Below are 10,420 nucleotides of genomic sequence, written 5' to 3'. Positions count from 1 at the left end.
GACCGGAGCATACTTATCTACATGCAAACATGTCTACATGCAGACTTACATGTAAGTAATCATGTATGTATTAACTGTCGGAGTCTCCGCACCTGGGGTGTTGCGTCCCGTAACGTTGGCCCCCCACACAGACCGGTGCCACGCCGTTGGCGCGCCCGGTTGAAGCCCTAGAAGAACCCGGTATTCGATCCTGGCGGTCGACCCGGGTTCTTTACTTTCTACGCTCGTTCGGGGCCGACCCGACCCGTATAGCGGTCCCGGGCAGCCCGACGTTCACCGTCGGCGGTCTCGCTGTTGAACTCCGACGCCAGCTGGGAGTAGTCGACATCGAGGTCGTCCGGGTCAGGCTCGGCGTCCGTACGAATCACTTCGACCTCATTTTCGCGGAAGGCCGTAGCGGGTGCGGATCTCGTCTTCGCCGAAGGTGCGGCCGGCGGCGATGTCGGCTTCTGATTGTCGTAGTGATTCACGAAAGTCCGCCGTGTCGATCGGCCAGTCGTCGAGTTCCGCAGGTGCACTGCTGCAGCCCTGGGCATCGCCGTTCTCTTCCGTCACCTTCGAAGGATAGGTGAGGCGCGGTGGGCCTAGTTCCACACTCGCCCCGCGGATGGCCAGCGTCTTCATTCCTGATCCGGCGGAGGATCACCGAGATCGGGTGATTCCTGTAGGACGAAGCTGCGGTACCGGTTCGCTACTGCTGTGATTTGCTGGTTGCCCCGGATGTAGTCCGCGAGGGCAGGGTCGATGAATCCGGCGAGGGCAATGATGTTGTCCAGGTGGTGCTTCGGGCTAAGGGTGAAGATGGGTTCGTGGTGGGCGATCCGGTTGCGAAGTAGCTCGAAGGTGCGCAGGTGGTTACGCAGTGGACCAGCCGACATCATACCTGGTCCGTAGTGGGGGAAGGCCTTGTAGAGAAATGGCCGCCAGAGCTTCGTGAAGTAGTCGTAGACGTTCGCGTGAGCACGGGGGATGCCTTCACCGACGAGGGATACCCAGAAACCGAGGCTGAGATCGGCGACGATGTCGCCGCCGGTGGGTTCCACACGGGGCTGGCCGGCGGGGTTGTTCTTGCGGTCGAACGCGTCGATCGACTTCTTGACTTTGTCGAGTTCCTTGTCGGTGAGGTGGATGCGGGGGCGGTCGGCGAGGACTTCGGGGTGCCAGCCGTGTTCGCGTGTGACGCCGAGGTGGGAGCACAGCTGCGAGTCGAGGGCGTTTCGGATGGCGACTTCGACGAGGGCGATCGATGGCCAGTAAGCCGCGGAGAGGTCGCAGTTCCACATGTACAGCCGCGCGGCGCGTGCCGTGTCGCCGCGGGCGGCCGCTCGATACCGCTGGTAGCGGGCGGGGGAGATCAGCTCTTCGAGGGGGAGTTCGTGGGCGTCCATCGTTCAGGCCCTAGAAAGCGGTTTGCCCTGAGGGGCCAGACACACCATTGCTGGTGCCGGGAATGCCTCAGGGCTTACGTCGTTCACTGTACACCCGACACAGGGGTTTGGTGATGTGACGATGGCCATTCGTTGCCGCCGCAGACGGCGGGTTGCACCGCGCGACCAGCGGAAAGGAGGTGCTGGGCTGTCATGCACTGGCGATCTTCGGGACGACGCGGAGCCGACGCTTCTCGATGCGGCCGAACGGCGGCACCAACGTGTAGTTGTAGACCTCGGTCGTCGGGATCTTCTCCAGTGGGGTGGGCTTGTAGCTGATGGAGAGGTTCAGCAGACCGACCTCGCGAAGTTCCGCCAGGCCACGCTGCGCGCTGGATTCGCTGATCCCGTACCACTCGGGCACCCGCTCGCCGGGCATGATGAAGCCCGGCCCGAGGGTGGAGCCGACCAGCAACATCGCCTTCGCGGCCAGCGTCAACGTGCGGTACCAGGCCTGCTCGTCGGTCCAGTACTCGAACGGGAGCTGGAAGTAGCGATTGGCGACGTCGCGACCAGACGGTGCGGTGTAGTCCTCGCGGCTGCCGTCCTCCCGCAGGGAGGTGAAGACCGCCCTGCGGCCGGTCTTGCCGCGGGTGATGAGGCCGTACTTCTGGTCGAGTCGCCGCCAGGTGCGCGAGACGACGGCGGCACCGTGGTCCTGGTCGGTTTCAACACCCAGCATGCGGGCCCAGACCCGCGAGAGCAGGGGCCGGCTGGTCCAGGGTTCCGCCGAGACCAGGGCGCGGTGCAGCAGGAACAGGTCCAGTGCGCGGTCGTCCTGCGCGCGAACCATCTTGTGGAGCGGTCCGGGGACGGGATGCTTTTGATCACCCCCTTGGACGAAGCTGTTCCGGATGTTGACCCGCTGGGAGGTGCGGGCGGAGACCGTCAGCAGCGCCTCAATGGCGGCCTGCTGGCCGGGGATCGGTGCGTGATTCATGGACTCATCATGCCAGGTCACCGCGAGTCAACCTCTGGCGGCGACCCTGATACTTGCCGCGACAGAAGGAGCTATAAAACAACATCTAATACCCGTCTCAGTACAGGTCGAAGTACATGTCGAATCACCGGAGCCACTTGCCGGATGCCCTTGCCCTTCATCGTCACGACCTGGGGTCCTTGCTGGTGGCGCGGCGGGGTGATAGCCCACTTCCTCGTTTCGGGGTCAGTTCTGGTCGAAGAAGCGTGCCGCCTGGTCGCGAATGCGTGCGAGCCGCTTCGATACGGCGCTGTGGCTGCTGTAGCCGAGGATCTTGCCGACGTCGGTGAGGGAGGTGACTCCGCTGCGCAGGACGACCACTACTTCGCGGTCGCGGGGGTTGAGCAGGGTCAGGAAGTCGCTGCAGGCGAGCTGGCCGATGACTTCGGTCTCAGGCCCGTGAACCGGGGTGGTGTCGTCGAGTTCGACGAAGGTGACGGTGACTTTGGAGCGCTTGTGGTTGAGCGTGCGATCGAAGTCTTCCTTGGCGTGTGACCACCGGTCGGAGAAGTCGTCGTGGACCCGGTGGGAGCGCACGGCGTCGAGGATGTCGCGCAGCCTGGCCGGTCTTGTCGGCGGCCTCGACGGTGCGCTCGACGAACTCGGCGGCTTCCTGTTCCCCGGCCCACAGGTCGGAACCCACACGGGGGCCGCCGGCGGTGACGCCTTCGAGGATCTCGCCGTTGCTCAGCCGTACCGGGCCGGTAGGGCCATCGGTGTCGACGATCGGCCAGGTCCGCATCTCGTCTTCCATGGCCTCGGTGACCGCGGGAACCCAGAAATCGAGGTTGTGCGCCAGGATGCGGATCGGGTCGTCCTTGGTGAACGCCATCTGCGGTGATCCGGGCATGAGGTGACGCCAGACCGTGGCCCCCCACGCCCGCGATAGCCGCTGGCCGAAGTCGGCGGGCAGATAAGGGTTCCGGGCTGGTCAGTTCCGCCCAGAACGGCCACTGTCCACCAGTGAGCATCGGCAGGCCGAACCGGCCCAACGTGGCGCGGGGGAGCAGGTGAAACAGGGGTGCGTAGTCGTAGTAGCGGGTCTGCGTGCGAGGGATGAACACGATGTTGTTGTCACCGAGATCGGCGATGCGGGCCAGATCGCGCGGCAATGTCGCGAGGCCGTCGGCGTCGGTGTCGTCGTGAAAGAAGCGGCGCCGGTACTGGGCGCGACCGAGGGTGGGTGTTATTCGCGTTGTCCTTTGGTGTGGCGAAGTTGGCGTCCGCGTTGGATGTCCTCTTCGTCGGCTTTTTGGTTCTTGTCCACCACTCGGGTGTCTTTGGGGGGCAATTGCAGTTCGCTCTCGGCGGGTATGCCGGCTTGGAGTTGGCGCCCGCGTTCGAGTTCGGCGTCAAGTTCGGCGCCGAAGAGCAGGGCAAGGTTGGTCAGCCACAGCCACAGCAGGAATACGATCACCCCGGCCAGCGAACCGTAGGTTTTGTTGTAGTTGCTGAAATTGCTGACGTAGAAACCGAACCCGACCGACGCGGTGACCCATACCAGGATGGCGATGGCCGATCCGATGCTGAGCCACCGGAACTTCGGCTGCTGCACATTCGGGGTGGCGTAGTAGAGGATGGCCACGACCAAGGCAACAAGGACCAGGATCACTGGCCATTTAGCCAGGGCCCATACAGTCTGCGCCACCGCACCCAGCCCAATGGCGTTGCCGACGGCTGCGGCCACCGGGCCGCTGACTGCGAGCATGAACGCCACCGCGGCCGCCAGGAGCAGAGCCGCCAAGGTCAGGACCAATTGCAGCGGGCGCAGCTTCCACGCTGGGCGGCCCTCGTCGATTTCGTAGATGCGGTTCACTGCTCGCCCGAATGCGCCGACGTAGCCCGATGCTGACCACAGTGCCGCGAGTGCCCCGATGAGCAGGGTTACTCCTGCCGTCGGGCTGTTGACGGCTTGTTCGATGGGCTGGCGCAGCAGGTCGAGCGCCGACGCGGGAACAACCCCGCTGGCCGCTCGAGCAGGGCGTCGACGGTGCGCTGGCCCTGACCGAGCACCCCCAGCAAGGACACCAACACCAGCAACGCCGGGAACAGCGACAACACCGCGTAATAGGTCAGCGCCGCGGCGAGATCCGTGCACTGGTCGGCACTGAATTCGCGGGCAGTTTTCCGCAACACATAAAGCCACGATGCTTTGGTGAGGTCGTCGGGGGAATCCGGTTTGCGTGCATCGTCGGGATCAGGAGCATGCTGCTCCTTGTCCTGGGTGCGTGTGTTGTCGTCTCCGGTTCGGTCGTCCTCGTCCTGCGCTGTTGTCTCGGCCATAGTGCACCGGTTGCCCCTCCGGGCAGGTGACCTAACACTCATTGTTTGGTTCGGACCTCGTGTTGTTTGGTTCGGACCTCGTGTTCGCGGGACAGCCGACGGTGATGACCGGTGTCCAGTCGCGTGGCTCTGGGCGCCACTCGTGGCTATCGGGCGGGCACCTCTCCTCGCCAGGCACCGGTTTCGCTGCCTCGGTTCTCGATGAACGACTTGAACCGGACCAGATCAGCGCCAACCTGCCGGCCATCGAAACCCAATCCTTTGCCGACCTTTTCGATCAGACTGTTGACCGTCTCTCAGCATGACGACCACGGGGTAGTTATTCGTCATTGAGGTTGCTGATGTGAGGCGCCGGATTCTCGTGAGGTTGCTGGTGTTGGTGTGCACCGTCAGGGTGAGGACGTACTGATGGGTCGCGCGGCACCCCGCTGAAGTCTTGGCGGGCTCGCAGGGTGCCGCGCTGTAGTGCACGGAGGCACTCATGGTGACGGTAGAGGCTGATCTGGTTTCCGTCGAGTCCCGGCTGGCTGCCGGCGAGATCGGGTGCCCGTCCTGCGACGACGGTGTGCTGGGCGGCTGGGGATTTGCCCGGCCCCGCCGCATCCGCGGCGTAGCTGGCGCGGTGCGTCCGCGACGGGGGCGTTGCCGGTCGTGTCTGGTGACGCATGTGCTGCTGCCGGTGATGATGTTTGCGCGTAGAGGGTATGGCGCACAGACGATTTGGAATGCGTTGGTGCAGCGAGCCGACGGCTTTGGGCATCGCCGAATCGCGGAGAATCTGAGGGTGCCAGCGACCACGGTGCGCGGATGGCTGCGCCGGGTGGCCGGGCGTGTGGAGTCAGTGCGGGCGTGGTTCATCCAGGTCGCGATGCGCACCGGAATAGACGTGCCGGTCCCGCAGGGGTTCGGCTGCGGCTGGCGTGATCTGGTGGCCGCGATAATCACCGCCGCTGCGGCGATCGGTCAGCGGTTCGGCCCGGCGGGGGTGCTGGGCGTGGTGACGCCGCACTTGGTGATGGTGGCGGTCAGCGGCGGGCGGCTGTTGGCGCCGGACTGGTTACCGGCATGACGTGGGGTGCACGCAACACCAGTTGCCCCTGACGCGACGCGCCGTGATCGGTGATCCTCGCCAAGGAACCTGCCCGGCAACGGTTTCGGGCAGGGCCGCCGAGCATGCGAGGAGGACACTGCGGTGTCATTGGAAGAGCACAAGCGTCGGGAGCGGGCCCACGCGATCGGGTTGTTCCGCTATCAGTTGATCTGCCCTGCACTGGAGGCGGGGTTGTCGACCAAGCAGCGGGGCAGGCTGGTCCGCGAGATCGCCGAGCGGCGCCATATCGACCCGTTCGGCAGTCAGGTGCAGGTGGCGCGGGCGACCTTGGATCGCTGGATCCGCCGTTACCGGGCTGGCGGCTTCGAGGCACTGGTCCCTGAGCCGCGGCGGTTGGCCACCCGCACCGATGAGCAGGTGTTGGAGCTGGCTTCCTCGCTGAAACGGGAGAACCCGGCCCGCACCGCCGCCCAGGTGGCCCGGATCCTGCGCACCGCGACCGGGTGGGCACCCTCAGAGTCGACCCTGCTGCGCCACTTCCACCGCAGCGAACTGATGGGCCCGGCCACCGGCGCGGCAGGTGAGGTGTTCGGGCGGTTCGAAGCCCCCGACCCGAATGAACTGTGGGTCGGCGATGCCCTGCACGGCCCGCGGGTCGGGGACCGCAAAACCTACCTCTTCGCGTTCCTCGACGACCATTCTCGGTTGGTGGTCGGGCACCGCTTCGGGTTCGCCGAAGACACCGTGCGCCTGGCGGCGGCGTTGAAGCCGGCGTTGGCTGCTCGCGGAGTTCCCGCCTCGATCTATGTCGACAACGGGTCCGCGTTCGTCGATGCGTGGTTGCTGCGGGCGTGCGCGAAACTCGGGATCCGGCTGGTGCATTCCGCGCCCGGTCGCCCGCAGGGCCGCGGCAAGATCGAACGGTTCTTCCGCACCGTGCGTGAACAGTTCCTCGTCGAGGTCACCGACACCAGCAGCGAGGACCTCGCCGCGGCCGGGGTGGATCACCGCGGGGCGTTGTTGGAGCTCAACCGGCTGTTCATGGCCTGGGTCGAGACCGAATACCATCGCCGCACCCACTCCGAGACCGAAGCGCCGCCGCTGGCTCGGTGGGAGGACGGCTGGGATCGGCTCGGCGGGCTGCCGGCGTTGCCGACTGCTGCGGATTTGACTGAGGCGTTCTTGTGGTCGGAGTTCCGCACGGTGACCAAAACCGCCACGGTCTCGCTGCATGCCAACACCTACCGGGTCGACCCGGCCCTGGCCGGGCGCCGGGTGGAGTTGGTGTTCTCCCCGTTCGATCTGGAAACGATCGAGGTCCGCTACCGGGATCAGAGTTTCGGCGCCGCGATCGCTCACACCATCACCCGCCATGCCCATCCGAAAGCCCGGCCCGAGACCGTTGACTCAGGACCTGCGCCGGCGGTGACGGGGATCGACTATCTGGCGTTGACTGCCGCTGCCCATCATGAGCAGCTGCGCCAGGATGAACGTATCGGCTATCACGCCCTCTACGGCCCTCGCACTGACCGCACTATCGACGCCCCTGGCGACCATGCTCAGATTCCTGGCCAGCTCTCCATCACCGACCTCGACCCCAGCAACGCTGCTCATGAAGATGGGGTGTCGGCATGAGTATTGAACGGCTGCAATCGCATTGGGGTTTCTCCCGGATGCCGTTCGGGCGGAATCTAGCTCCGTCGATGCTGCACCGCCACCCCGGCCACAGTGAAGCGATCGCCCGCATCGGCTGGTGTGTCAATCAGTGCGCGATCGGGGTCATCACCGGTGAAGTCGGCGCCGGCAAAACCGTGGCCATCCGCGCCGCGGCGACCGCCCTGGACCCCGCCCGGCACGTCATCATCTACCTGGCCAACCCCACCATCGGAGTCCGCGGGATGCTCACCCACATCGTGGCCGCACTCGGACACACCCCGGTCTTTCACACCGCCCGCCTCGCACCCCAGGCCGCGGACGCCCTGGCCGCTGAACACGCCGAACGCGGCCGCAACCCCGTGCTCGTCGTCGATGAAGCCCATCTGCTCGACAACCATCAGCTCGAAGCGATCCGGCTGCTCACGAACCATGACATGGACTCCGGGTCACCGTTCGCGGTGGTGCTGGTCGGCCAACCCACCCTGCGGCACCGGCTACGCCTCGGTGTCCTTGCCGCGTTGGATCAGCGCATCGCCGTGCGCTACACCCTGCCCGGCATGAGTCCAGCTGACACCGCCGACTACATCAGCCATCACACCAAGATCGCCGGCCGCTCCGACACCCTGTTCGCCGAGGATGCCGTCACCCTGATTCACAACGCCTCACGCGGACACCCACGAGCGGTCAACAACCTCGCCTTGCACGCGCTGACGGCTGCGTTCGCGGCCGGTCATTCCATCGTCGGTGAGAAAGCTGCCCGCATCGCCATCAGCGAAACAGCCTCAGACTGAACCAGACTCCCATCACCGAGACCACCACGGCATCACCGCGGCGACGATCCCGTCACCGAGACCACCACAGCCCCGCTCAAAACACCGAGCGGGGCTGTTCTCATCGATCCGTCATCATCACCACCGATGACGACAACATCGTCACGCTCAATGACGGGCAACAATCAGACCGGCGGGCTGCCAATTCATTTCCACGGTGACCCGGGTGTGCGTGTCGTCTAGGGTCTCGAAGCTGACTACTCCGGAGTGGGTGGTTCCGTCGGTGCTGCTCCAGGCCAGACGTTGATCAGGGTGCTGCACCACGATGGTGGCGTCGAATTCGCGGGTTACCCCGCCGAGGCTGATTACCCAATGGGTGTGGGTGTCATCGATCTGGGTGACCTGCTCAACCCCGGACATGAAGTGGGGGAAAGACGTGAATTGCGTCCACTGGTTGTACACCGCTGACAGCGGTGCGGCCACCTCGACTGAACCCGTCACTATTGCCATCTCACATCTTCCCTCTGTCGAAGCGGTTGGAGTGGTGGCCGCGGTCAACTGCCGGGCCATTCGCCGGTGGCCCTCTCGAACAGCCGGGCACCTTGACGGTCGATCACTGTCTTGACCACGGAGAAGATAGCGCCTTGGATGGCGGCGGCCAACAGAATCTCTTTGAACGGATACTCGGTCTCTAACGCCTTCGGCGGATCGGGTTTGTCACCGGGGGTGGCGCGCTGCCACACCTGTTTGAAGATGACGCCAGCGAGAAGTCCACCCACCACCGAACTGAGCAGCCCCACTGGTCGATACAGAATCTTGGCCGACGTACTCGTGGTTTTCTCCACGACGGACACCTCTTTCTCTGAGCTAACGCGCACGCTAGCGACGGCTACGCCACGCCAGAATGCCGACGATGAGCAGGCTTGCAGCCACGATGGCGGCGACCGGCACCGTCGGTTTCACCGCTCCGGTGTTGTCGGTGAGCGCTTCCTGGGTGGCCGTTTGCACGGCACTGGCCTTTTCGGCGACCACTTCGCGGGCCTGCACAGCTTTGTCGGTGAGTCGGGCTTTCGCCTCGGCAGCCTTGCGTTGTGCCTGACCTTTCACGTCCGCTTTCGCGGCCAGTGCCTCCACGGTGTTGCCGAGTTCGTGACGCGTTTTCTCGATATCAGCTTCAATGTCCGCGGCGCTGGCGTCAGGCCCAGGCTCGCCGGAGAGGTCGGGTGAGGGTGGTTGCGACGGTGGCTGCTCAGTGGCCATGACGGGCGTTCTCCACTTCGGTGAGGTCTTGTTTGACATTGGCAATGGTCGCCTCCGGGGCGGGGGAGGCTTCACTGAGTTGTTTCTTGCTGATAAGACCCGCGATGCCGGCGATGATGAACAGAGCCGCAGCGATGATCAATGCTGACGCCCAGACCGGTAGTACCAGCGCAAGAGCGGCGATCGCCGCGGTGATAAGACTGGCCAACCCGAACACCGCTAACAGTCCGGCGACACTGATGAGGCCAGCGCCGATGCCGGCGTGTTTGGCTGAATCCGCGAATTCCTTTTGCGCCAACCGCATCTCATCGCGCACCAGCCGCGACGTCTGCGTCGACAACTGAACTAATAGCTCACCAATCGGGGCGTCAGCGCTGTTTCCCGGTTCCGCCTTCATCTCCACGGCCTCTTTCTCACGATGTTATTGCCGTCTGCAGACTCGGGCGGCAGACGGGGCCCTTCCAGAACAACTAGGTGGTGGGTTCACCGTGCACTACGTCACGTTCGTGCTGAGTGCGTCGCTCAAGTTCAGCTTCATCGAGGTGTTTGCCTTCTTTAGCGTGCTCGTGGCGATCCGGGTGAACTTCCTCACCGGGGGTCAACACCTCACTAAGGTCGGGCTGCTCGTTGGTTGAAGACATAGAGCGGCTATACCCCGGCGGCACCGCACCAAATCGGCCCGCTCGGATGAGCGGATAAGTGCAGCCATTGATCGTCGTCAAGGGTGGGCTGATGGTGGGGTTCATCGGTGGGTGACCCAGCGTGAACTCGTGGCGGAGTTACTAAGTGGTTTCCCGACACCGACCACCACCGCGCCCCCGGGCTCGCGGGTTCCCAAGACGGTGCCACCGGGGATGCCGGGGCGACGCGTTATCGACGAGTGCAACCTCCAAGATCGGCGCGGGGATAACCGGGGTGGGTGACTTCAGTCACCGGGCCAGGTGCGCTGCTGCTGGGCCGCGTATCGACCATTTTGATTGAGCAGTGCTAGACC

General features: G+C 64.6%; 14 protein-coding genes and 1 pseudogene. 5 read left to right on the top strand and 10 right to left on the bottom strand.

Annotated elements, in window-relative coordinates:
* Window positions 1-218 precede the first annotated feature (218 nt).
* The 5 genes from DYE23_RS31025 to DYE23_RS31575 form a co-directional block, all read right to left on the bottom strand.
* Window positions 219-368, bottom strand: a complete 150-nt coding sequence (locus tag DYE23_RS31025) for a hypothetical protein (RefSeq protein WP_172527965.1) — start codon at window positions 366-368, stop codon at window positions 219-221.
* Window positions 369-375: 7 nt separating this feature from the next.
* Complete coding sequence (locus DYE23_RS31805) at window positions 376-624, bottom strand: hypothetical protein (RefSeq protein WP_272940065.1); 249 nt, start codon at window positions 622-624, stop codon at window positions 376-378.
* On the bottom strand, window positions 621-1,388 hold the full coding sequence (locus tag DYE23_RS29330) for an Abi family protein (protein ID WP_115329197.1): 768 nt from the start codon (window positions 1,386-1,388) through the stop codon (window positions 621-623). The genes DYE23_RS31805 and DYE23_RS29330 overlap by 4 nt, the downstream gene beginning before the upstream one ends.
* Window positions 1,389-1,578: 190 nt before the next feature.
* Window positions 1,579-2,367 carry a hypothetical protein gene (locus tag DYE23_RS29325; protein ID WP_115329196.1) on the bottom strand — a complete coding sequence of 263 codons (789 nt, stop codon included), beginning with the start codon at window positions 2,365-2,367 and terminating at the stop codon, window positions 1,579-1,581.
* A 225-nt stretch (window positions 2,368-2,592) separates the two neighbouring features.
* Window positions 2,593-2,943, bottom strand: coding sequence for a hypothetical protein (locus DYE23_RS31575; protein ID WP_235660670.1), 351 nt, complete (start codon window positions 2,941-2,943; stop codon window positions 2,593-2,595).
* A gap of 10 nt (window positions 2,944-2,953) precedes the next feature.
* Here DYE23_RS31575 and DYE23_RS31570 point away from each other — a divergent pair, with 10 nt between their 5' ends.
* Window positions 2,954-3,247, top strand: a complete 294-nt coding sequence (locus DYE23_RS31570; RefSeq protein WP_235660669.1) for a hypothetical protein — start codon at window positions 2,954-2,956, stop codon at window positions 3,245-3,247.
* A gap of 345 nt (window positions 3,248-3,592) precedes the next feature.
* Here the strand turns inward: DYE23_RS31570 and DYE23_RS29315 are convergent.
* Window positions 3,593-4,689: pseudogene (locus tag DYE23_RS29315) on the bottom strand (YihY/virulence factor BrkB family protein).
* Between the two features lie 481 nt (window positions 4,690-5,170).
* Between DYE23_RS29315 and DYE23_RS29305 the strand changes: the two are divergent.
* From DYE23_RS29305 to DYE23_RS29295, 3 genes are all read left to right on the top strand, one after another.
* Window positions 5,171-5,758 carry a helix-turn-helix domain-containing protein gene (locus DYE23_RS29305; RefSeq protein WP_115326491.1) on the top strand — a complete coding sequence of 196 codons (588 nt, stop codon included), beginning with the start codon at window positions 5,171-5,173 and terminating at the stop codon, window positions 5,756-5,758.
* A gap of 123 nt (window positions 5,759-5,881) precedes the next feature.
* Complete coding sequence (locus DYE23_RS29300) at window positions 5,882-7,375, top strand: DDE-type integrase/transposase/recombinase (RefSeq protein WP_115326490.1); 1,494 nt, start codon at window positions 5,882-5,884, stop codon at window positions 7,373-7,375.
* On the top strand, window positions 7,372-8,187 hold the full coding sequence (locus DYE23_RS29295) for an ExeA family protein (RefSeq protein ID WP_016343888.1): 816 nt from the start codon (window positions 7,372-7,374) through the stop codon (window positions 8,185-8,187). The genes DYE23_RS29300 and DYE23_RS29295 overlap by 4 nt, the downstream gene beginning before the upstream one ends.
* A 147-nt stretch (window positions 8,188-8,334) precedes the next feature.
* Here DYE23_RS29295 and DYE23_RS29290 read toward each other — a convergent pair whose 3' ends face one another.
* The 4 genes from DYE23_RS29290 to DYE23_RS29275 are packed head-to-tail and all read right to left on the bottom strand — an operon-like array spanning window position 8,335 to window position 9,823.
* The gene (locus DYE23_RS29290) at window positions 8,335-8,676 is read right to left on the bottom strand and encodes an SRPBCC family protein (RefSeq protein ID WP_115329195.1); all 342 of its coding nucleotides are present in this window, start codon (window positions 8,674-8,676) and stop codon (window positions 8,335-8,337) included.
* Window positions 8,677-8,720: 44 nt separating this feature from the next.
* Window positions 8,721-9,011, bottom strand: coding sequence for a DUF4235 domain-containing protein (locus DYE23_RS29285; protein ID WP_209840977.1), 291 nt, complete (start codon window positions 9,009-9,011; stop codon window positions 8,721-8,723).
* A gap of 34 nt (window positions 9,012-9,045) precedes the next feature.
* Window positions 9,046-9,426 carry a DUF3618 domain-containing protein gene (locus DYE23_RS29280; RefSeq protein ID WP_115329193.1) on the bottom strand — a complete coding sequence of 127 codons (381 nt, stop codon included), beginning with the start codon at window positions 9,424-9,426 and terminating at the stop codon, window positions 9,046-9,048.
* Complete coding sequence (locus tag DYE23_RS29275; RefSeq protein WP_115329201.1) at window positions 9,416-9,823, bottom strand: phage holin family protein; 408 nt, start codon at window positions 9,821-9,823, stop codon at window positions 9,416-9,418. The genes DYE23_RS29280 and DYE23_RS29275 overlap by 11 nt, the downstream gene beginning before the upstream one ends.
* Window positions 9,824-9,914: 91 nt before the next feature.
* On the opposite strand from DYE23_RS29275, the gene DYE23_RS31020 reads away from it, so the two are divergent.
* Entirely contained in the window at window positions 9,915-10,061 is a 147-nt protein-coding gene (locus tag DYE23_RS31020; RefSeq protein ID WP_172527964.1) for a hypothetical protein, read from the top strand.
* Window positions 10,062-10,420 lie beyond the last annotated feature (359 nt).

Source organism: Mycolicibacterium gilvum (assembly GCF_900454025.1).
Taxonomy (GTDB): domain Bacteria; phylum Actinomycetota; class Actinomycetes; order Mycobacteriales; family Mycobacteriaceae; genus Mycobacterium; species Mycobacterium gilvum.
The sequence above is the reverse complement of the archived record's forward strand: the minus strand, read 5'-3'. Positions and strand labels throughout refer to the sequence as shown.